Origin of the sequence: Sphingobacterium spiritivorum (genome assembly GCF_016725325.1) — a bacterium.
In the GTDB taxonomy this organism is placed as follows: domain Bacteria; phylum Bacteroidota; class Bacteroidia; order Sphingobacteriales; family Sphingobacteriaceae; genus Sphingobacterium.
The window spans coordinates 643,662-665,045 of record NZ_CP068083.1 but is presented as its reverse complement, the minus strand read 5'-3'; the positions used below and the strand labels follow the sequence as shown (position 1 = coordinate 665,045).

At 40.5% G+C, this 21,384-nt stretch carries 18 protein-coding genes; 11 read left to right on the top strand and 7 right to left on the bottom strand.

Going from position 1 to position 21,384, the window contains the following annotated elements:
- Nucleotides 1-128 precede the first annotated feature (128 nt).
- From tsf to rplM, 4 genes are all read right to left on the bottom strand, one after another.
- A complete protein-coding gene (gene tsf / locus I6J02_RS02530; RefSeq protein ID WP_003011966.1) occupies nucleotides 129-965 on the bottom strand; it encodes a translation elongation factor Ts in 837 nt (278 codons plus the stop codon).
- A 188-nt stretch (nucleotides 966-1,153) separates the two neighbouring features.
- Nucleotides 1,154-1,966, bottom strand: coding sequence for a 30S ribosomal protein S2 (gene rpsB, locus I6J02_RS02525; protein ID WP_002993088.1), 813 nt, complete (start codon nucleotides 1,964-1,966; stop codon nucleotides 1,154-1,156).
- Between the two features lie 18 nt (nucleotides 1,967-1,984).
- Nucleotides 1,985-2,371, bottom strand: coding sequence for a 30S ribosomal protein S9 (rpsI, locus tag I6J02_RS02520; RefSeq protein ID WP_002993089.1), 387 nt, complete (start codon nucleotides 2,369-2,371; stop codon nucleotides 1,985-1,987).
- A gap of 11 nt (nucleotides 2,372-2,382) precedes the next feature.
- Nucleotides 2,383-2,826 (bottom strand): 50S ribosomal protein L13, encoded by a 444-nt coding sequence (rplM, locus tag I6J02_RS02515; RefSeq protein WP_002993090.1) that lies wholly within the window; start codon nucleotides 2,824-2,826, stop codon nucleotides 2,383-2,385.
- 254 nt (nucleotides 2,827-3,080) lie between these two features.
- Here rplM and I6J02_RS02510 point away from each other — a divergent pair, with 254 nt between their 5' ends.
- The 5 genes from I6J02_RS02510 to I6J02_RS02490 all read left to right on the top strand — a co-directional run bounded on the left by I6J02_RS02510 (nucleotide 3,081) and on the right by I6J02_RS02490 (nucleotide 8,938).
- Entirely contained in the window at nucleotides 3,081-4,802 is a 1,722-nt protein-coding gene (locus I6J02_RS02510) for a tetratricopeptide repeat protein (protein WP_201680266.1), read from the top strand.
- Complete coding sequence (locus tag I6J02_RS02505) at nucleotides 4,792-5,574, top strand: DUF4292 domain-containing protein (protein ID WP_201680265.1); 783 nt, start codon at nucleotides 4,792-4,794, stop codon at nucleotides 5,572-5,574. Before I6J02_RS02510 ends, I6J02_RS02505 begins: the two co-directional genes overlap by 11 nt.
- A gap of 104 nt (nucleotides 5,575-5,678) precedes the next feature.
- On the top strand, nucleotides 5,679-6,959 hold the full coding sequence (locus I6J02_RS02500) for a murein hydrolase activator EnvC family protein (RefSeq protein WP_201680264.1): 1,281 nt from the start codon (nucleotides 5,679-5,681) through the stop codon (nucleotides 6,957-6,959).
- A 90-nt stretch (nucleotides 6,960-7,049) separates the two neighbouring features.
- Complete coding sequence (locus tag I6J02_RS02495) at nucleotides 7,050-7,259, top strand: twin-arginine translocase TatA/TatE family subunit (RefSeq protein ID WP_002993094.1); 210 nt, start codon at nucleotides 7,050-7,052, stop codon at nucleotides 7,257-7,259.
- Nucleotides 7,260-7,468: 209 nt separating this feature from the next.
- Nucleotides 7,469-8,938: a lytic transglycosylase domain-containing protein gene (locus I6J02_RS02490; RefSeq protein WP_201680263.1), complete on the top strand. Its 1,470-nt coding sequence runs from the start codon at nucleotides 7,469-7,471 to the stop codon at nucleotides 8,936-8,938.
- A 43-nt stretch (nucleotides 8,939-8,981) separates the two neighbouring features.
- On the opposite strand, the gene I6J02_RS02485 is transcribed toward I6J02_RS02490, so the two are convergent.
- Both I6J02_RS02485 and I6J02_RS02480 read right to left on the bottom strand, forming a co-directional pair.
- Nucleotides 8,982-9,497: a phosphoribosyltransferase family protein gene (locus tag I6J02_RS02485; protein WP_201680262.1), complete on the bottom strand. Its 516-nt coding sequence runs from the start codon at nucleotides 9,495-9,497 to the stop codon at nucleotides 8,982-8,984.
- A gap of 95 nt (nucleotides 9,498-9,592) precedes the next feature.
- On the bottom strand, nucleotides 9,593-10,192 hold the full coding sequence (locus tag I6J02_RS02480; protein WP_003011978.1) for a C40 family peptidase: 600 nt from the start codon (nucleotides 10,190-10,192) through the stop codon (nucleotides 9,593-9,595).
- Nucleotides 10,193-10,661: 469 nt separating this feature from the next.
- Here I6J02_RS02480 and thrA point away from each other — a divergent pair, with 469 nt between their 5' ends.
- The 5 genes from thrA (at nucleotide 10,662) to I6J02_RS02455 (ending at nucleotide 18,006) form a co-directional block, all read left to right on the top strand.
- Nucleotides 10,662-13,109 carry a bifunctional aspartate kinase/homoserine dehydrogenase I gene (gene thrA / locus I6J02_RS02475; RefSeq protein ID WP_201680261.1) on the top strand — a complete coding sequence of 816 codons (2,448 nt, stop codon included), beginning with the start codon at nucleotides 10,662-10,664 and terminating at the stop codon, nucleotides 13,107-13,109.
- Between the two features lie 50 nt (nucleotides 13,110-13,159).
- Entirely contained in the window at nucleotides 13,160-14,140 is a 981-nt protein-coding gene (locus I6J02_RS02470; protein ID WP_201680260.1) for a homoserine kinase, read from the top strand.
- A 6-nt stretch (nucleotides 14,141-14,146) separates the two neighbouring features.
- Nucleotides 14,147-15,454, top strand: a complete 1,308-nt coding sequence (gene thrC, locus I6J02_RS02465; RefSeq protein ID WP_201680259.1) for a threonine synthase — start codon at nucleotides 14,147-14,149, stop codon at nucleotides 15,452-15,454.
- Nucleotides 15,455-15,558: 104 nt separating this feature from the next.
- Nucleotides 15,559-16,743 carry a class I SAM-dependent rRNA methyltransferase gene (locus I6J02_RS02460; RefSeq protein WP_201680258.1) on the top strand — a complete coding sequence of 395 codons (1,185 nt, stop codon included), beginning with the start codon at nucleotides 15,559-15,561 and terminating at the stop codon, nucleotides 16,741-16,743.
- Between the two features lie 57 nt (nucleotides 16,744-16,800).
- Nucleotides 16,801-18,006 carry an MFS transporter gene (locus tag I6J02_RS02455; protein WP_201680257.1) on the top strand — a complete coding sequence of 402 codons (1,206 nt, stop codon included), beginning with the start codon at nucleotides 16,801-16,803 and terminating at the stop codon, nucleotides 18,004-18,006.
- A 118-nt stretch (nucleotides 18,007-18,124) separates the two neighbouring features.
- On the opposite strand, the gene I6J02_RS02450 is transcribed toward I6J02_RS02455, so the two are convergent.
- Nucleotides 18,125-18,889: an SGNH/GDSL hydrolase family protein gene (locus I6J02_RS02450; protein WP_201680256.1), complete on the bottom strand. Its 765-nt coding sequence runs from the start codon at nucleotides 18,887-18,889 to the stop codon at nucleotides 18,125-18,127.
- Nucleotides 18,890-19,083: 194 nt separating this feature from the next.
- Between I6J02_RS02450 and I6J02_RS02445 the strand changes: the two genes are divergently transcribed.
- The gene (locus I6J02_RS02445) at nucleotides 19,084-21,324 is read left to right on the top strand and encodes an alpha-L-fucosidase (protein ID WP_201680255.1); all 2,241 of its coding nucleotides are present in this window, start codon (nucleotides 19,084-19,086) and stop codon (nucleotides 21,322-21,324) included.
- Nucleotides 21,325-21,384 lie beyond the last annotated feature (60 nt).

Below are 21,384 nucleotides of genomic sequence, written 5' to 3'. Positions count from 1 at the left end.
AACTATTTAATGTTGTTTATGCAACTAAAATTTTGAATAAAAGTCAAGCCTGCTTTTTGAAGAGGGCAGGCTTGACGGGTATACTGCTTGAATAGCAGGAGGATGATTTCCTGCTGAGCAGTCAAAAATTATGCGCCTAACTGAACACGTTTGAAAGCGGAAACAGTCAATCCTTTAGCTACTGAGTCTAAGAATTGAGCGATATTTTTTGAAGAATCTTTTACGAACTCCTGGTTCAATAAAGTCGACTCTTTGTAGAATTTATTCAATTTACCTTGTGCAATTTTTTCTACCATTTCTTCTGGTTTTCCTTCTGCACGGATTTGCTCTTTAGCGATTTCTAATTCGCGTTCGATAGTTTTAGTATCAACACCATCTTTATCGATAGCAACCGGGTTCATCGCAGCGATTTGCATTGCTACGTCTTTACCAGCTTCTTCTACACCTTCACCAGCAGCAGAAAGACCTACCAATACACCTAGACGGTAGTTACCGTGGATGTAAGCGATCACTTCTTCAGCCTGAACAGCTTCGTATTTAGAAACTTCGATTTTCTCACCGATTTTACCAGTTTGTTCGATCAAAAGTTCAGCGATAGGGCGACCGTCAATTTCTAAAGCTTTAAGTGCTTCAAGAGAAGCAGGTTGGTTAGCGATAGCAACGTCAGCGATTGACTCAGCAAATGCTATGAAATCAGCATTTTTAGCGACGAAGTCAGTTTCACAGTTTACTTCAACTACAATACCGCTTTTCTTATCGGCAGAAGCTTTTGCAATGATTACTCCTTCGTTAGACTCACGATCCTGACGGCTGGCAGCTACTTTAGCTCCTTTTTTACGCAGGTAATCGATAGCAGCTTCGAAATCACCATTTGCTTCTACTAATGCTTTTTTACAGTCCATCATACCAGCGCCTGTTTGTTGACGCAGTTTGTTTACATCTGATGCAGAAATTTGTACTGACATGTTATTTTTTATTTTTTATAAAATTACATTTTGAAAAGATCACAACTTCTTTTTTTGTGTTAAGCAATTGTGAATTGTTAAACCTTACTTCCGGGTTTTAACAAGAAAACCGGACAGATATGCGCCGTCTAAGGAAATCATGATCTCCACAAACTAACACAGGTCTATCCGGTTTAATATAGAAAATATTATTCTCCGTCTTTCGCTTTGCGAGGGCGTTTAGCACCAGCGTTAGCTTCTTGAGCTTCACCACCGTTGTCCACTTGCGCTTTAGCAGCTGCAGCTTCTTTTTCAGCTTCGTCCTCTTTGTCGCGTTTACGCTCATCTAATCCTTCTTGGATCGCCTTGCTGATAATACCTGCGATAAGGCTGATGGATTTAGTCGCATCATCATTTGCAGGGATAGGGAAGTCGATATTAGTAGGGTCAGAGTTTGTATCTACCATTGCAAAAGTAGGGATGTTCAATTTGATTGCTTCAGAAACAGCGATGTGTTCTTTTTTCACATCGATGATGAATAAAGCAGCCGGTAAACGGTTCAAGTCAGCGATACCGCCCAAAAGGCTTTCTAACTTAATACGTTCACGTTGAATCATCAATTTCTCTTTCTTAGACAATACGTCATAAGTACCATCTTTTTGCATTTTGTCGATGTTCGACATTTTTTTGATAGACTTACGTACTGTTGCGAAGTTTGTAAGCATACCACCTAACCATCTTTCAGTTACGAAAGGCATGTTTACTTCTTTCGCTTGTTGTGCGATGATTTCTTTTGCTTGTTTTTTCGTAGCTACGAATAAAACTTTACGACCTGATTTTACGATTTGTTTGATAGCTGAAGCAGCTTCTTCTAATTTCGTAAGAGTTTTGTTCAAGTCAATGATGTGGATACCGTTGCGTTCCATGAAAATGTACTTAGCCATTTTCGGATCCCATTTACGTGTAAGGTGACCAAAGTGCACACCTGCATCCAATAAGTCTTGATAAGTTGTTCTTGCCATTTTTTGATCCTCCTTTGATTAACGTTTACTGAATTGGAATCTTCTACGTGCTTTACGGCGTCCTGGTTTTTTACGCTCAACCATACGGTCATCACGCGTTACTAAACCTTTTGCACGTAATGCAGGTTTTACTGTAGCATCAAGCTCAATAAGTGCTTTTGCAATCGCAAGACGCACAGCCTCAGCTTGACCTTTTACACCTCCACCATTCACGTTAACATTGACATCATAATTTCCGGCAGCACCCGCTACTTCAGTAGACTGAGTAACGATGTATTGCAATGGCAATGTTGGGAAATATGTTTTGTAATCTTTACCATTTACGGTAATGTTTCCGCTACCAGCAGTTAAGTAAATGCGGGCAACAGCAGTTTTTCTTCTTCCTGAAGTGTTAGTTGTTGACATGTCGATTCTCCTTAAAATTTAACTGGTTTTGGATTTTGCGCATCATGTTTGTGCTCAGTACCAGCATAAACATAAAGGTTTTTAAACAATTGACGTCCTAAACGGTTTTTAGGAAGCATACCACGAACAGCTTTCTCAATGATGCGCTCAGGGTGTTTAGCCAATAATTCCTTAGGAGTGATGAAACGCTGACCACCTGGGTATCCAGTGTAGCGAACGTAAACTTTGTCACCTAATTTATCACCTGTCAATCTAATTTTGTCTGCATTGATAACAATAACGTTATCTCCGCAGTCTACGTGAGGGGTAAATGTTGGCTTGTGTTTTCCACGGATCACTTTCGCAATCTCGCTTGCCAAGCGCCCCAAAATCTCGCCTTCAGCATCAACAACAATCCACTCTTTGTTGACAGTGTTCTTGTTGGCAGAGACAGTTTTGTAACTTAACGTATTCACTTGCTTTTGATTAATTAATTAATAAAATGTTATTATCTTCTTTTCCTTTATCACAAAGGTCTGCAAAGGTACGTCAAATCTTTTTAATATAAAAGCTATTTCTTGTTTATTTTGCTGTAACTCAAACTTTCACATTTATTAACGCTTGCCCTATTAAACTTTTGCGTTCATTTGTCATCTTTTTACTAGCTATTGAGTACTTTAGTATATTATTCATACGAATGCGGTAATTCTTTAAAATAACATTATAATACATGGTGATAAAAACAAATCGTGCTTGCCGATACTTATTTGTTGTGCTGATGCTGGTTCTTCAGACGGGAGTTTATTCCATTGCGGAAGCACAACAGAATGAAAAAAAACCTTATCAGGATCAACTGGTACTTATTGAAGCCAAACTCAGAAACGGCGAGTTTCAGGATGCATTCCGGATCATGGATGAAATCACCGCTAAATACCCCAACGCTGATGAAGTGTACTACGGAAAAGCATTGTTGTACGGACAATTTCGTAATTATGATGCCGCAGTATCCAATATTCAACAGGCTATAACACTTAATAAGGATCTTCGCTATTATAATTTTCTGATCGACGTATACAAGTCCAGACAGGATTATGATAATGCCCTTAGCGTACTGGATCAGGTGATCGCTGAAAAGCCCGATGTTCCGCAGGCGTACAGAGAGAAGATTATGCTGCTTCATATGCGTAAAAGATCGGATGAAGCCTTGTCTTTCTATGAAAGTACAAAGAAAAAATTCGGCGTATCGGATACATTAGACCTCTTGAAAGCAGAGATTTTAATGAGTCAGAATAAAAATGAGGAAGCAAAGCAGATTCTCAAATCCTGGGAACAGAAAAGCAGCCCGCTTCGTCAGGTATACAGCACATTGTCCTATTTGTATATACGGGATAAAGATGCCAAACAGGCAATAGCTACAGTTGAAAAAGGTATCGGTATTACGCATGATGATCTGCTGTATCTGGATATGGCTGATGCCTATTCTGCTGCGAAAAATCAAAAGCAGGCGTATGCTTACCTGAAAAAAGCATTCGAATCAGACAAAATCGATTTTCAGGAAAAAAATCGCGTTGTACACGCCTTGCTGATCAGAGAGAATGGATTCACACTGGATCAGTTACAGGATCTGACAAATGTGCTGGTCCTTAAACATCCCCGTATGGCGGAAAGCCATATGGCCAAAGGGGATGTTATGTGGAGACGTAAAGATCCGCAGGGTGCCCGTTCTTTATTTTTGGTAGCGGTAGGGATCAATCCGGCAAATATTGACGGATGGCGTATGCTTATTAATACAGATATGGCACTTCGGGAAGTAGATGTAGCTATTGTACACGGTATGGAAGGATTACGGGCTAATCCGAATAATCCTACGCTGTTATATTTTACTGGACTTGCCTATCTCATGAAAGATGATAAGGATAATGCTCGTGAGCTATTGGAACAGGCATTGAATAACAGTGAGAATGAGAATAAATTTGTACAATCCAATATTTATGCAGCATTAGGTGATGTGTATCATCAGTTGAAAAAGGAATCAGCTTCTGATGTGGCTTATGAAGAAGCGATCAAGCTGGACAGTACCAATGTTACTGCAATGAATAATCTGGCCTATTATTTATCACTTCGTAAAAAAGACCTGGAGAAAGCAGCTAAGTACTCCAAATTGTCAAACGAACTGGAGCCTACCTCTGCGACATTTCAGGATACATATGCATGGGTCTTATTTCAACAGGAAAAATACAGTGAAGCATTAGTATGGATTGAGCGCTCCATTAAGAATTCGGCTCAGGCTTCTGCAACCTTACTGGATCATTACGGAGATATTCTGTTTCACGTCGGAAGAGAGAAAGATGCAGTAAAGCAATGGGAGAAAGCATTGGTTCTGGCAGATTCTGAAGATATAGATAAAGAAAAACTGGCAATTAAAATAAAAAACAGAAAATATGTGGAGTAAATGGAGCATAGGATTGATGGTGATGGTACTGACATTATATTCCTGTAAGAGTAAAAAGAATATCCCAGGTAAAGAACAGCCCAAAGTGGTATCACCTATAAATTCAACTGCCGATGCGATCAAAACATTTGAGTTGAGTAATCTGGACTTTCATACATTCTCCGGAAAAGCAAAAAGTACAATTGCGCTGGGAGATAAATCTTATGATGCCACGGCGAATGTGCGAATAGAGCGGAATAAGGCGATATGGATATCAGTTACCTCTTTTCTTTCGATTGAAGTCGCACGTATCCTTATCACACCGGATAGTATCAAGATATTGAATAAGCTGCAGGGAGAGTATATCTCCAAACCTTTCAGCTATGTATATCAGTATACAAACCGGGCTGTTACATTTTCTAATCTTCAGGATATTCTGATAGGCAATGTATCATCCACATTACTTAATACGGACAACCTGCAGATGGCCAGCAGTTCACAGGATACACAAATGGTGGGTATTAAAGATGGTATGAGATTTCATTATATTATCAATACGGATAATCGTCCTGTTACCTTTCGCTTGTCAGAAGACGGACGTAATCAAAAGCTTGAAGCTATATATGGTCAACATTCTGTGGTGTCGGGATACAATTTTCCACAAAAATTACGTTTGAATCTGATAGGAGAGAACGCTAAGGTGACTGCAGATATGGTCTTTAATAAGGTTACTTTTAATGAAATTCTGGAATTACCATTTAATGTGCCTTCAAAATATAAGGTAATAAATTAGTGAATATTAATGTATAATGCGTTAGTTTTATTACTTTCGCAAACTGTAGTTCTTTATCTTCATGTGTTTCATATGGAGGTAAAGGGAGTAATGAAAATCAGTTCATGGGTTTTAAAAAAGTATTATTAAGCATATTAGCACTGTTTTTTGTAGTGACTGCAAGTAAGGCACAGAGTAGTGCTTTATTACAGAAGCAAAGAGAGCAATTGACCAAAGAGATTGCCGAATTACAAAAAGTATTGCAAAATACCACTAAAGAGAGAAAACTTTCCCAGCAGGAGGTCAATGCACTGAGTAAGCAATTGAATCTTCGCGAGGAGAAAATTTCTACTATCAATGCTGAAGTACGGTTGATCGATAATCAAATCTCCAGTAATAATAAAGCTGTAGATGCGCTGAAAGCAGAGCTCGAAAAGCTGCGAAAGGATTATGAGAAAATGATCATGTTCGCATTCCGGAATAAGAATGCTTATAGTAAGATGATGTTTATCTTTGCATCTAAAGATTTTAATCAGGCTTACCGTCGTGTAAAATATCTTCAGCAATTTAACGATTCCAGAAAAGTAAAGGCAGACGAAATAGAGGCAACTCAAAATAAGATCAAACAAAAAATTGCACAGCTTCAGGCTGACAAAAATAAAAAGAATGTCCTGCTGAAAGATCAGCAAAATGAACGCTCTGTAATCGCTAAAGATAAGGCTGAGCATTCGAAAGTGCTGAATGAGCTCGCATCTCAGGAGCGTAATGTAAAATCGCAACTGAGTAAAAAGCAACAGCAGGAACGTAAGCTGGCCGCACAAATTAAGGCAGCCATCGCACGTGAGATCGCGGAAGAAAGAAGAAGAGCAGAAGCTGAGCGCAAGCGTCTTGCCGAAGCTGAAGCCCGTAAAACGGGTAAAACAGTAGCCGAAGTAGAGAAAAACACCAAACGTAAATCAGACGGAGAAGTGTTAAAATCTACACCTGAGGCAGCCCGTTTATCTGCTGATTTCAAATCAAACAGAGGAAGACTCCCTTGGCCGGTAGGACAGGGTAATATCATCCGCAAGTTTGGTATGGGGTCTTACGGAAGAAATGTAACGGTGTACAATCCGGATATCGTTATCCGTACAGGTGAAAATGCTACGATTAAAGCAGTATTCCCGGGTACGGTGGTGCAGGCCTTTACATCGGCAGGTTCCGGTAACGTTATTATAAACCATGGAGAGTATTTTACCGTATATAGTGATATGAAAGGATTATCTGTTTCCAAGGGACAAAAAGTTTCTGCAGGACAGGCTATAGGTACAGCAGGAGAGGATACAGAGGAAGGTATTTCACTTGTCAAATTCTCTATCTTCCAAGGAATGACGGAGTTAAATCCGGAATCTTGGCTGGCAAGATAACAGAAATAAAAAATTAAATGTTTACCTTTGGAAGATTTACCGGGGGTGATTAAAGCAATAGGGCATAAAAAATAAACACAAAAATAGATTATGTTAACATCAGGGCTATTATTTATAGGAACGCAAGAGATTATTATCATTGTAATCTTGGTTCTGTTATTATTTGGGGGTAAAAAGATTCCTGAATTAATGCGTGGATTGGGACGTGGAGTGAAAGAGTTTAAGGATGGTCAGCGGGAAGAGCCTACTGAGTCCGGTAACAATACGAATAACAAAGAAAATTCAAATAACGCCCACTAATGGACGTCCAGAACAAAAGATTCCAATGTGATCAGATCTCAAAGGAATCTTTTGTTTTTTCAACCGTTTTCAAAAGCTGAAAAGGGATATCCAGCCTTTGAAAAGACCGAAATTATAAACATGCATGAAAATACAGCTTATGTTTCAAAAAAAACACAGGCTATTATAGAATAAGGATTCAATCTTATTTTATGCATTAAATTGATCTTATGGTTAAAATGAAAGTGACGACCCTGTCTTTATTTGGCTTTTTGTGCATCGCACAGGCTAATGTTCAAGGTCAATCCTCTTCATCTTTTAAAGATGATCTACAAACTACACTTCTGCAAAATCTGGCAGATGAAAACACACAGATCTTAAAGGAACTTGACAGTATTAAATTTGTCAACGCCGGAGAAAAAAACGTCGATAATGTCGTTTTTGATATTCAGGATGTGGGAATGGTCCGTAAATTACTCTCTCTCCAGCGGGAAGTACCGTTAAATTACAATGCTCAGGTACGTAATTATATAGAACTGTACAGTTCTAAAAATTATAAACCGCATATGAGTAAGATGCTGGGACTGGGGCAGTATTATTTCCCGATCTATGAAAAGATATTCAAAGAGATGAATGTTCCGGATGAGATCAAATACCTGTCTATTGTTGAATCAGCACTCAATCCTCACAGTGTATCACGCGTAGGAGCGACCGGACCGTGGCAGTTTATGTACGGGACAGCCAAATCCTATAATCTGATTATGGATAATTATCTGGATGAGCGGAAAGATCCTTATGCTTCATGTTATGCTGCCGCCAAATACATGCAGGATTCTTATCAGGAATTCGGAGACTGGCTCGTGGCTATCGCATCGTATAATTGTGGAAAAGGAAATATCAAGCGTGCAATAGCTAAATCAGGAAAGACGAATCCCAACTTCTGGGAATTATCCGCCTATCTTCCAAGAGAAACCCGTAATTATGTGCCTGCATTTATTGCTATGACATATATGATGGGATATGCAGCTGAAAATAATATTGAAGCTGCTACAACAGATTATCATTTGGCAACAGATATGATGATGGTTGACAAATCTCTTAATCTGAACAGCATTGCTCAGGCGCTTAACCTGTCAGAAGATGCTTTAAAAATGCTCAATCCGGGGTATAAGAAAGGAATTGTGAATGGTACCGCAGAGATGCCACGCAGGCTTGTTATACCTAAATTGGCAGGTATGGATGAAGAGAAGCTTTATACGGCCCTTAATTCGCCTGTAGAGTCTATGGCAGCAGTTGTAGAAGCCGTTAATGATGATCTGCGTGTATCTCCTAATGCGATGACCAGACACCGTGTGAGAAAGGGTGAGACGCTGCAGAGTATTTCCAGAAAGTTTGGTGTCAGTGTACAAAACCTGAAAGCATGGAATGATATTTCCTCCAGTCGTGCTCCGGTAGGGCGTACACTTATCGTGTCCAGTCCGGGAGTTAACGAACGCTTAGCGAGCCGTGTCAGTAAGAATAAGGCCAGTGCCAGTAAAAAATCTACCAGTAGCTATCTGAGCTATACAGTAAAGAGAGGGGATACGTTGTCGGATATCGCCAACAAGTATAAAGGTGCTACCGTAAGCAATATTAAGGCAGACAACGGACTGAGTAGCAGTAAACTCAAACCCGGAATGAAATTGAAAATCAAAAAATAGAAAAACGAACGTTTTTCATATAAGAATACAGGATGCGGTCCGGTTATACTAACCAGGCCGCATCTTCTGTTTTATCATATTCTTCCAAAGTCACTTCGACGTGTTCCTTTAGGATAGTCGAAAGCTTCAGACCGTAATAATCACTGAAAATAGGGAATTTGTGATGACTTCTGTCAATCAGTACGGCAGTTCTCATCTTCTTCAACGGAACGTCCAGAAAGATGCCTAAGCCATACGCTAAAGCTCTTCCGCTGTTCAGTACATCATCGACAAGGATTACCACTTTATCTTTCGCTGTAGAGGCTGCTACGTCTGTAGAACCAACCAGGCTTCGGCTGGTCTTGTTGATCGTTACTTTGATCAGCTCGATTGACTTTTCAGGCGCTAACGTAACCAGAATTTTCTGAAGACGCTGAGCGAAGATATAACCTCTGTCCGCAATGCCCACAATGACGATTGCCTTTTCCTCAAAATTATCTTCAAGTATCTGATAGGCAATACGGATTGACTTTTGTTTGATTTGCTTTTTATTTAGAATAAGGGTTTTTTTTGAAGACATACGGCTCAAATTTTACTGAGGTAAAAATAAGAAATCTTTTAAACAAAAAAGTCCGATTGCAAGAACAATCGGACTTTTGAATACTGTTTTATTGATTAATTGACAGTTGCTTTTCTTTCTTTAAGAAGATCTGCAGTCAATACTCTTCCAATTTCTTCTGAATTTTCAATCGGCATACGTCCGCCGTTGTAGTAGTAACGCTTCCAGTAAGCCTCATTCAGGTTACTGATCATAACACCTTTACTGGATGAAGCGTGTGCAAATTTGTCATCTCCAAGGTATACCCCTATGTGTGTGATGCTTTTGCTTCTGATTTTAAAGAAAACCAGATCTCCTGCTTTTAGTTCACTTTTACCGATAGGATCTACCTGTGTGTAGATATTGCGGCTATTGTAACCGATAGAAGTGTTAAAAACCTTATCGTATAGTTCGTATGCAAACTTTGAGCAGTCAATACCTCTTTTGGAATCGCCTCCTAGACGGTAAGGAGTACCGATCCAGTCGTATACAAATTGATAAAGTTTGGTATTTGTAGTTGCTGAAACAGCTACACCCATGATTTGCGAGAAATAATCTTTTGCTAAGTTATCAGGATCGGCTGATTCTGATTTGGATTGGGTTTTGGTTGATTGTGCCTGCGACACTAGACATAAGCCTATAAATAGCACTAAAGCTACTATTTTCTTTGTTTTCATTCAATCGCTTTATTAATACAACTTTAAACTTTTACATGCGCACTGTATATTTTATTCTACAGCACTGTCGCAAAACTAAGTCATTCTACTTAGCAATCCAAACTTTTTGACGCAGATTTAACAATTCTTTAACCTTTTTTAACAATTCAGAACCTGAGCTTTCTGAGCTGTATAAAACTATATTTCATTAAAAAATCAACGAAACATAGCTTTAAAGGCGAATTTGATAAAAAAGATAAAATATTTTTGAATATTTCGAAATTAATATCCTACCTTTAGCACAAGCAAAAAACAGAAATGAATTTTAACACTATTACTACATCGATTATTATTACCACCGGGGGCATATACGCGGAGGAAGTAGTTTCTATGTATTAAAAAGTGTACATAATATTGATGAAAACGCCTTCCTCCGCAAAGAGGAAGGCGTTTTTTGTTTTAATCAGTCAACTAAACAGTATAATTAAATATGAAAGTTCTAAAATTCGGTGGTACATCAGTAGGCTCAGCAGACAGCATCCGGTCTGTGCTCGCCATTGTAACAGCAGCTTATCAGGCTGGGGAGAAACCATTAGTCGTATTATCTGCGATGTCAGGTATTACCAATCTGTTAACGCAAATGGCAGAAGATGCAGCTGAGGGCAAACCATTTGAGTCCGGTATAAAAGTTCTAGAAGAAAAACACTTTGAAGTAGTTCGAAAACTGATCGCTGTAAAATTCCAGAATCCTGTTTTTACTAAATTGAAATTGTTCTTCAATGAAATAGAAGACCTGCTTCAGGGAATCTATGCTCTCCGTGAGCTAAGTAATCAAAGTCGCGATCTGGTGGTGAGTTATGGTGAGCGCTGTTCGACTTTTCTGGTGTCAAAAATAGCGGAGCAACATCTGGAGGAAGCCTTGTTTGTAGATGCGTCACATTATATCAAGACAAATTCAAATTTTGGACATGCCAGTGTCAATGACGAAATCACCGATCAGTTGATCAAGGCACTTGCCAATACCAATGCTGACAAGCTTATGTTTGTAACCGGATTTATCGGTTCTAACGAAAACGGGCGTATTACCACTTTAGGTCGCGGAGGGTCAGATTATACAGCTGCTATATTCGGATCCGTACTCAATGCTTCAGCTATAGAGATATGGACGGATGTAAATGGAATGCTGACTGCAGATCCGCGTATTGTGAAGAAAGCATTTTCTTTACCGGTTCTCTCTTATACAGAAGCAATGGAGCTTTCTTACTTTGGTGCCAAGGTGATTTATCCACCGACTATGATACCTGCATTCCTGAAGAAAATTCCGATTATTATCCGCAATACATTCCAGCCGGAATTTGAAGGGACAGTTATTCAGTTTGACAGTGGAAAGACCAGCTATCCGATAAAAGGTATTTCTTCTATCAGCGATATTTCTGTGATTAATCTGAGCGGTTCAGGTATGATCGGCAAATCAGGTTTTAGTGGTCGCCTGTTCACCTTACTTGCCAGAGAGCAGATCAATGTCGTATTGATTACGCAGTCTTCTTCCGAGCACAGTATTACCTTTGCCGTACATCCGGATGATGCACGTAAAGCTGTACACCTTATCGAAGCAGAGTTTGAGCTGGAACTGGAAGCCAATAAACTGGTGCGACCGGAAATTGAAAATGATCTTTCTGTCTTGGCTATTGTGGGTGAGAATATGAAGAAAACTCCTGGAATGTCAGGTAAACTGTTTGCCGCACTGGGAAGAAACGGTATTAATGTACGTGCAATTGCTCAGGGATCTTCTGAATTTAATATTTCGGTAATTATCTCCAAGATAGATCTGGCAAAAGCATTGAATGCTGTTCATGATGCTTTCTTTGCAGAGTTAAAGAAGACATTGCATGTCTTTAATCTGGGGACAGGAAATATCGGATCTACATTATTCAAACAACTGGAGAATCAACATGATTTCCTTTCTGATAAAAATGATATTGATATCAAGGTAGTGGGAATATCAAATAGCCGGAAGATGATTTTCAGTGAATCAGGAATTAATCTGGGTAACTGGGAAGCGGATCTGAACGAAAATGGTATAGATGCTGATTTGCCGCTGTTTGTAGAAAAGATGAAAGCCATGAATCTGCCCAACTGTGTTTTTATAGATAATACAGCAAGCAAAGTCCCTTCTTCCTATTATGAAGATATCTTCAGGTCCAATATCTCTATTGTCACCTGCAATAAAATTGCGAATTCAGGTAAATATGAGCAGTATAAGTCTCTGCACGACACAGCACGTAAATATGGCGTAGATTTCTTCTATGAAACAAATGTAGGTGCGGGATTACCGATTGTACGCGTCCTTAAAGATTTAATGATGAGCGGCGACCGTATTATCAAAATAGAAGCGATTCTCTCGGGTACCATATCTTATATTTTCAATAACTTTAAAGATGATGCTTCATTCTATGATGTGGTAATGAAAGCTCAGGAACTGGGATACACAGAGCCCGATCCGCGTGATGATCTCGGTGGAGTGGATTTTATGCGTAAGATGCTGATTCTGGCTCGTGATGCAGGTCATATTATTGAATCTGAAGATGTAGATCTGGGTGCCATTTTGCCGGAAGCTTGTTTGCAGGCAGATAGTGTTGCTTCTTTTTATGAAGAACTGAAAAAAGAAGATGCGTATTTCGAAGCATTAAAAGCAAAAGCTAAGGCTGAAAATAAAGTAATCCGTTATATTGGTAAACTGGAAAATGGGAAAGTTGCCATTTCCGTACAGTTGGTAGATGAGACACACCCGTTCTATTCGCTTTCGGGAAGTGACAATATTATCTCCTTTACAACCGAACGGTATAAGGAACGTCCCCTTGTTGTCAAAGGACCGGGAGCTGGTGCTGAGGTGACAGCTGCAGGTGTATTTGCAGACCTGGTAAACGTCGGCGCTTAATCCTGATAACTGAAATACAATTACTGAATATTAATTACTAAACATAGACAATGGAACTATCGCAGCTGAAAAAGGATATCGATCTGGAAAAGATGTTGGAGGAAATACGAGTATTTGCCCCGGCAACTGTTGCCAATATGATCTGCGGATTTGATATTCTGGGTTTTGCACTGGACGAGCCTGGTGATGAGGTCATCATGAAAAGGTCTTCGAAACCCGGAGTAGTGATTACCGAGATAACAGGAGATGACGGTCGTTTGCCCTTAGATCCTGAAAAAAATACAGTATCGGCATGTGTACAATTTCTGCTGCAGAATCTGGGCTTGCAGCATGAGGTCGGTGTCGAAATCAAATTACACAAACATATGCCTATAGGTTCCGGATTGGGTTCCAGTGCAGCCAGTACTGTTGCGGGGCTGTTTGCCATCAATGCTTTGTTGGGAAGTCCGCTTTCCAGGGAGGAGCTTCTTCCGTACTGTGTAGAAGGCGAACGACTGGCCTGTGGTACAGGTCATGCCGACAATGTGGCACCAGCTCTATTTGGGGGTATTACTCTGATTCGCAGCACCGAACCTCTGGATGTTATATCCTTGCCTACTCCAAAAGAGTTATTTGCAGCAGTTGTATTTCCACAGGTGGATGTACCGACAAGAGACGCACGTCAACTGATTAAAGAAAAAGTATTACTGAAAGATGCTGTGACACAATGGGGAAATATTGCAGGTCTGGTAGCTGGATTGTTTAAGGAAGATTATGCCCTGATCGCAAGGAGTATGCACGATGTACTGATCGAACCTACACGTGCTATTCTGATACCGCAATTTTATGAAATGAAGCAAATTGCGCTGGAAGAAGGTGCATTGAGCTTTGGGATATCGGGCTCAGGTCCTTCTGTAGTAGCAGTGACAAGAGACAGAACCATCGCTGAAAATATCAAAGCACGTATACAGCATCACCTGAATGAATCCGAAATAGAAAGTTTCGGATATGTATCATCCGTCAATGTAGAAGGACCTAAAGTTTTAAACTAACAGAAAATGAAATTATACAGTACTCAAAATAAAGACCTGCGTGTATCCTTCAAAGATGCCGTATTCAATTCACTGCCCGCAGACAAGGGCCTTTATATGCCGGAAGTTATTCCCCAGCTGGACCCTATGTTTATCCGTAACATTCAGCAATACTCTTTAGAAGAGATTGCGTTTACGGTTGCCCATGCTTTGATCGGGCAGGATATCCCGGCTGATGATCTTAAAAAGATCATTAAAGATGCCATTAATTTTGATGCGCCTGTCCGGTTTTTGAGTAAGGACACAGCAGTGTTGGAATTGTTTCACGGTCCGTCTTATGCTTTTAAAGATTTCGGAGCTCGCTTTATGAGTCGTGTTATGGGATATTTCTCTCAATCTGATGATAAGTTGTTAGATGTACTGGTCGCTACATCCGGTGATACCGGAGGTGCTGTAGCATTAGGCTTTTTAGGCGTAGAAGGGACAAGGGTAACGATTCTGTATCCAAAAGGAAAAGTTTCCGAAGTACAGGAGCAGCAACTTACCACAAATGGTCAGAATATACGGGCACTGGAAGTGGACGGTACATTTGATGATTGTCAGGCACTGGTGAAGAGGGCATTTAATGATGCCGGACTGAATGCAGAATTGCGACTGACATCAGCCAATTCTATTAATATAGCTCGTCTGATTCCTCAGACCTTTTATTATTTCTATGCCTATGCGCAATTAAAGGCACAGGGAATCAATCAGGTTGTGTTCAGTGTACCGAGCGGTAATTTTGGAAATATAGGTGCCGGATTGCTGGCTTATAAGATGGGACTTCCTGTTGAAAAGTTTGTGGCCGCAACCAATGTCAATGATACAGTTCCGAGGTTCCTGTCTTCCGGACAGTATCAGCCTAAACCTTCAGTACAGACACTGGCCAATGCTATGGATGTAGGTGATCCGAGCAACTGGGTACGTATACTGGATCTGTTTGATCAGGATCTGGAGGCTTTAAAGGAAGTTGTTACATCTTATACTTACGATGATGAGGCAACTAAAGCTGCGATGAAACAACTTTATCTGGCTTATGAATATGTCGCTTGTCCGCATACCGCTATTGCCTGGTTAGCTTCACAAGCTTATCTGGGTGAGCATCCGGGACAGTACGCTTCAGTGTTTCTTTCTACAGCACATCCCTGCAAATTTCCGGATGCAATCGACGCCGATGTATATGAAAAAGTTGAACTTCCGGAAGGAGCCGAAACGCTTGCCGGAAAGGAAAAACTGGCAAAAGAATTACCGGTTGATTATGAATTGTTCAAAGCATATTTGTTAGAAAATAACTAAACAATAAATGGCTTCTCAAAGAAGTCATTTATTGTTTTACCAAAATCATATACTTGTTACGAAGTGCTGTCTCCTTTTTTTAATATTTGCTTACCTTTGCGACGATGAAATCAGTCATACTCAATAAAGGCAAGGATAAAGCTGCCTGGCAATTGCACCCGTGGGTGTTTTCCGGAGCAGTAAACAATGTCTCCGGTAATGTAGAAAACGGAGAAGTCGTTTCTGTATTCAACAGTGATCGTGAATTTATTGCTTATGGAATCTACCATAACCAGTCGCGTGTGGCTGTTCGTTTGCTGGAATGGCATCCGGATGCAACTATTGATGAAAATTGGTGGCGCAATCGCATCCGTAAGGCTGTGGAAGCCCGTCAACACCTGTTGACTGCTGATACCAATACAATCCGTCTGATTTTTGCAGAAGCCGATTTTATACCGGGACTTATTGCAGATAAGTATGCCGATTATATTTCGATTCAGGTGCATGCTGCAGGTACTGAGAATGTAAAAGCGGTGATCATAGATGAACTTACCCGGTTACTTCAACCCAAAGGAATATACGAACGTAGTGATCTGAAGTCACGTGAGTACGAAGGTCTTCCCAATACGAACGGTCTCCTGTCCGGGGAATTACCTCCGGAGTTTGTGGATGTTGTGGAAAATGGCATCCGCTATAAGGTGAATATTATAGATGGACAAAAATCCGGTTTCTATTGCGATCAGCGTGAAAACAGATTTCTGACTGCACAATATGTGAAAGACAAAAAAGTACTGGACTGTTTTTGTTATTCAGGAGGCTTTACCTTGAATAGCATTCAGCAAGGAGCAGCTGCTGTTACTGCTGTGGACAGCTCGGCTCTGGCGATCGAGACATTAGAACGCAATATGGTTGTCAACGGATTTGATACTTCCGGTCATCAGTTTATCTTATCGGATGTGAATAAGCAGTTGCGTACTTTTATTGAAGAGGAGGCTAAATTTGATGTGGTAATCCTGGATCCACCCAAATATGCGCCCTCAAGATCTTCATTGGAAAAAGCATCCAGAGCATATAAAGATCTTAACAGAAGAGGGATGATGCTGTTGGAAAGCGGAGGATTGCTGGCTACTTTCTCCTGTTCAGGTGCCATGGATATCAGCACATTCAAACAGGTCATTGCCTGGGCCGCACTCGATGCAGGGAAGGAAATACAGTTTATAAGACAATTTCATCAACCTGAAGATCATCCCGTCCGGGCTTCCTTCCCCGAAGGTGAATACCTCAAGGGTTTATTGGTACGAATACTTTAACAATATTTTGGAAGGCTGTAGAGGAACAGCCTTTTTGTTTTTAATTTATATTTTATTATGGTTGCTAATTTTAAAGATAACAAACCTGTTTTTTCAATTCTTTTTGCCGTAAGTTTTATTCACCTGCTCAATGACTTTGTTCAGGGCATTATTCCTTCCGTGTATCCTTTGCTGAAGGACGAACATCATCTGACTTTCTCCCAGATCGGGATGATTACCTTTGTTTATCAGATGGCAGCATCTATCTTTCAACCTGTAGTAGGATCTTTTACAGATAAGCGACCTCAGCCGTATTCTCAGATTATCGGAATGGCATTTTCTTTAGTAGGACTTATCCTGTTTTCGTATGCACATAGTTATGAGATTATTCTGATTTCTGTGTTTCTGGTAGGTGTAGGATCTTCTATTTTTCACCCAGAGTCGTCCAGGGTAGCATACATGGCTTCCGGAGGCAAGAGAAGTCTTGCTCAATCTATCTTCCAGATCGGAGGTAATGCCGGAACAGCGCTTGCACCTATTCTGGTTGCATTTTTTATTCTTCCCAAAGGACAGCAAGCTATTGTCTGGTTTGCTATTGTTCCTATTTTAGGTAAGGTAGTTGCACTGTATATCGGTAAATGGTACAGCCGTAAATTAGAGCATCGCACCACAGTCAAGAATAAGACAATCAGCGTACCGGATCTTTCTAACAAGAAAATCACTTTGTCTGTCGTAGTCCTGCTCCTGTTGATCATCTCTAAATATTTTTATATTGCCAGTATTACCAACTATTTTCAGTTCTTCACGATGGAAAAATTTGGTATCTCTGAAGTACAGGCACAGGTATTCTTATTTTACTTTCTGATAGCAGTGGCTGTAGGAACTTTGTTGGGGGGTATATTTGGAGACCGTTTTGGCCGTAAATATGTGATCTGGTTTTCTGTACTTGGAGTAGCACCCTTTTCGTTAGCGCTTCCATACGTTGACTTTACAACGACCGGTATTCTTATCGTGATTATAGGATTGATCCTGTCGTCTGCATTTCCGTCCATTATTGTGTATGCACAGGAGCTGCTTCCACGCAAGTTAGGAATGGTTTCCGGATTGTTTTATGGATTTGCCTTTGGTATGGGCGGGTTAGGATCAGCATTGTTAGGCTGGTACGCTGACCATACGTCTATTACATTTATCTACCATATCTGTTCGTATTTACCATTGATTGGTATTGTAGCCTATTATCTTCCGGATCTGCAAAAAACTACATACAGAGACGTAGAACTTTAATATTTTGTAGTTCATAACTCTGTTTAAAAATGAAATGACCTCGTTAGCTGCTCTTGCTAACGAGGTCATTTTAGTATAAGTTAAGGCGAATACACGCCGGCATTTCCGGTATACAGGATTATTTAATGGTATTTAACCAGGATTCTGCCATTAATGTTGCTCCTGCAAGACTGGTGTGTACGCCATCCGTAGTCCAGTAATTGCCCGGAGCCTCAGCGAGTGCCTTGTCAAAAATAGTCTGATAAGGGATCAGGATAGCTTTAAATTCTTTTGCAACATCACGTGCCGCCTGCTGATAGCCTTCAAAAGCAGGATACCATGCATCAGTTACATGTTTTACCCCTTTCAGACCGAAAGGTTCCCCGATAATAAGCTGTACGTTGGGTAATTGTTTCAAAGTGTCATCCAGAAGTTTCTGATACTGCTCTTTATACTGTTGTGCCGTATTGCTGGCACCGCTATCCATTGTCCTCCAGAAATCATTAACGCCGATCAGGATACTCAGGATAGTAGGTTTGATGTCAAAAGTATCTCTTTGCCAGCGTTTCTGCAGATCCGGCACCCGGTTACCGCTGATACCCTTATTAAAAATCTTGATATTTTTGGATGCATGTTCAGACAAGAGACTGCCCGCTGCTAATAATGCATAGCCGCTGCCGAATGCGGAAGTTTCATTTGGATTGGGATTGTCTTTCTGACGCCCAGCATCTGTAATGGAGTCTCCCTGAAAAAGGATAATATCGTTTTTCTTAATGCTGATCTGATTACCTTTTGCCGGTAAGGACAAATTGTTTTCACGACCTTGTAGTAATGAGGTGCCGGCCACAGCTGCACCTACGGTGAGCAGACTTTTGCTGATAAAAGATCTTCTGTTTGTGTTCATGATAGAGGTTTATGCTTATCTAAGATAAGCATTGATTGTTGTAATCATAGTTTTAAAATGGGATTTATTTGGTAATAAGATTGTTATAGAATACTGAAGGGTAGTATTGTTGTAGATTCTTAAACTCATGTTTCTTACCTTGCAGGCTTAAAACAATTTTTTAGACCGAATATATCATCCAACGATTCAAAATCATGAAAAAACCAATTTGGGTAATGCTTCTGTGCAGTCTGGTCAGCGCTGCTGCTCATGCGCAGGGGAGAGGAAATGCCTTACCTGTCAGGAATACGTATGCTATCGAAAAAACAGACAGAGATGCGGACAAAATATTAAAAGCAGCGCATGTCGTCCCGACGGCCAATCAATATCAGGCACTCGGACATGAATTTATTGCTTTTATTCATTTTGGTCCAAATACATTTACCCGAATGGAATGGGGAAACGGGATGGAAGATCCGTCGATATTTGATCTCAAAAATCTGGATACAGATCAATGGTGTGCATCCATGAAAGCGGCCGGTATGAAAATGGTTATTCTGACGGTCAAACACCATGATGGCTTTGTCCTGTGGCAAAGCCGGTATACTGCGCACGGCATCATGTCTACTTCTTTCAGAGATGGAAAAGGCGATGTATTAAAGGATCTGTCCGCTTCATGTCGCAAATACGGACTAAAGCTGGGTGTATATCTCTCGCCTGCAGATCTTTTTCAGATAGAAAATCCGGAGGGTTTATACGGCAATCAGAGTACCTACAGTAAACGTACTATTCCGCGTGATGTTCCGGGACGTCCGTTCAGGAATAAAACAAAATTTCAGTTTGAGGTTGATGATTATAATGAGTATTTCCTCAATCAATTATTTGAATTGTTAACAGAATACGGCCCCATTCATGAAGTCTGGTTTGACGGAGCACATCCCAAGACCAAAGGTGGACAAAAATATAACTATGCCGCCTGGCGTGAGCTGATAAAAAAACTGGCTCCTGAGGCTGTGATTTTTGGTAAAGAAGATATCCGCTGGTGTGGCAATGAGTCCGGAAATACCCGGAGTACAGAATGGAATGTTATTCCCTATGAAAGTGATCCTGCCGGATTGAGTAACTTTCCGGATCTGACAAAGGAGGATCTCGGTAGCAGAGCACAACTATTGAAAAGCAATTTTTTACATTATCAGCAGGCTGAAACCAATACTTCTATACGTGAGGGTTGGTTCTACAGAGATGATACCCACCAAAAAGTCCGGAATGCAGATGATGTCTTTGATATTTATGAACGCTCTGTAGGAGGTAATTCTACATTTTTGTTAAATATTCCTCCGAATAGAGAAGGTAAGTTTTCTGCAGAAGATGTATCTGTATTGCAGGAAGTGGGGCAGCGTATCCGGGACACATACGGCGCTAACCTGCTGAAAAATGCTAAGGGTCCTAAAGAAACGCTGGATGGAGATTCCAAAACTTTCACACTGTTAAAAGAGAATACAGGAGAACTAATCTTTACGACCCCGAATCCGATTACAGTAAATCGTTTCGTGATTCAGGAAGCGGTAAGTACAAATGGTGAACGGATAGAAGGTCATGCACTCGATATATGGTCTGAGGGGCAATGGAAAGAGATTGCAAAGGCAACAAATGTGGGATATAAACGTATTCTTCGTTTTCCTGAGGTGCAATCCGACCGGTTCAGACTAAGGATACTCGAGAGTCGTTACCTGTCTGCAATAAGCAATATAGGAGCCTATTACTCGCCATCACGTCCTCCTCAGCTGATGTTTGCCAGAGATGTTAACGGTATGCTCACTATCAAGCCCCTGGAGCATGAATTCGGATGGAAACCACACGGCGAGGATGTACTCAAAAATCTAAATATGGATTATGTGATTCACTATACATTAGACGGAAGTACACCTACTCTTCAATCACCAGTTTACGATCAACCTTTTCTGATGAAACCCGGTACAATCAAAGCGATAGCTGTAGATAAGAATAAGGTGATCGGGGCAGTGGCGGATCAGACCTTCGGAATTTCCAAAGCAGAATGGAAGATCATATCCCTGAGCAGTGAAACAGAGAAAAAAACAGGAAAGATGGCTATAGATGCTGATGTCAAAAGCTATTGGCAAACACAAAATACAGGACAGAATCAGTATATAGCAGTAGATCTGGGAAAAGCATATCAACTTTCTTCTTTTTCCTATACTCCGCAGCGTGTACATGCTAAAGGAATGATGGCTAAAGGAGTTATAAAAGTTAGTAACGACGGGCAGAACTGGACTCTTGCAGAGCAGTTTGAATTTGGAAACCTGATCAATGATCCTACTATGCGGACCTATAGATTCAAACAAAAGATACAGGCACGTTATATCCGGATAGAATCTACTGAAATAGCCGGTGCTGATCAGTCATTAGCTATAGCAGAGCTGGATTTTTACGAATAAAATATCCGCCGGAAAATATGGAATAAATAAGGGAACATCTGAAATGTTCCCTTATTTGTC

What these genes read in the sequence shown, in the direction of transcription:
- rpsB (WP_002993088.1), bottom strand. Translation starts at nt 1,966, where the DNA reads ATGGCAAGAACAACTTATCAAGACTTATTGGATGCAGGTGTGCACTTT.
- I6J02_RS02490 (WP_201680263.1), top strand. Translation starts at nt 7,469, where the DNA reads ATGGTTAAAATGAAAGTGACGACCCTGTCTTTATTTGGCTTTTTGTGC.
- I6J02_RS02470 (WP_201680260.1), top strand. Translation starts at nt 13,160, where the DNA reads ATGGAACTATCGCAGCTGAAAAAGGATATCGATCTGGAAAAGATGTTG.
- I6J02_RS02455 (WP_201680257.1), top strand. Translation starts at nt 16,801, where the DNA reads ATGGTTGCTAATTTTAAAGATAACAAACCTGTTTTTTCAATTCTTTTT.
- I6J02_RS02510 (WP_201680266.1), top strand. Translation starts at nt 3,081, where the DNA reads ATGGTGATAAAAACAAATCGTGCTTGCCGATACTTATTTGTTGTGCTG.
- I6J02_RS02445 (WP_201680255.1), top strand. Translation starts at nt 19,084, where the DNA reads ATGAAAAAACCAATTTGGGTAATGCTTCTGTGCAGTCTGGTCAGCGCT.
- I6J02_RS02480 (WP_003011978.1), bottom strand. Translation starts at nt 10,192, where the DNA reads ATGAAAACAAAGAAAATAGTAGCTTTAGTGCTATTTATAGGCTTATGT.
- I6J02_RS02460 (WP_201680258.1), top strand. Translation starts at nt 15,559, where the DNA reads ATGAAATCAGTCATACTCAATAAAGGCAAGGATAAAGCTGCCTGGCAA.
- I6J02_RS02495 (WP_002993094.1), top strand. Translation starts at nt 7,050, where the DNA reads ATGTTAACATCAGGGCTATTATTTATAGGAACGCAAGAGATTATTATC.
- rpsI (WP_002993089.1), bottom strand. Translation starts at nt 2,371, where the DNA reads ATGTCAACAACTAACACTTCAGGAAGAAGAAAAACTGCTGTTGCCCGC.
- I6J02_RS02500 (WP_201680264.1), top strand. Translation starts at nt 5,679, where the DNA reads ATGGGTTTTAAAAAAGTATTATTAAGCATATTAGCACTGTTTTTTGTA.
- I6J02_RS02450 (WP_201680256.1), bottom strand. Translation starts at nt 18,889, where the DNA reads ATGAACACAAACAGAAGATCTTTTATCAGCAAAAGTCTGCTCACCGTA.
- I6J02_RS02485 (WP_201680262.1), bottom strand. Translation starts at nt 9,497, where the DNA reads ATGTCTTCAAAAAAAACCCTTATTCTAAATAAAAAGCAAATCAAACAA.
- tsf (WP_003011966.1), bottom strand. Translation starts at nt 965, where the DNA reads ATGTCAGTACAAATTTCTGCATCAGATGTAAACAAACTGCGTCAACAA.
- thrC (WP_201680259.1), top strand. Translation starts at nt 14,147, where the DNA reads ATGAAATTATACAGTACTCAAAATAAAGACCTGCGTGTATCCTTCAAA.
- I6J02_RS02505 (WP_201680265.1), top strand. Translation starts at nt 4,792, where the DNA reads ATGTGGAGTAAATGGAGCATAGGATTGATGGTGATGGTACTGACATTA.
- thrA (WP_201680261.1), top strand. Translation starts at nt 10,662, where the DNA reads ATGAAAGTTCTAAAATTCGGTGGTACATCAGTAGGCTCAGCAGACAGC.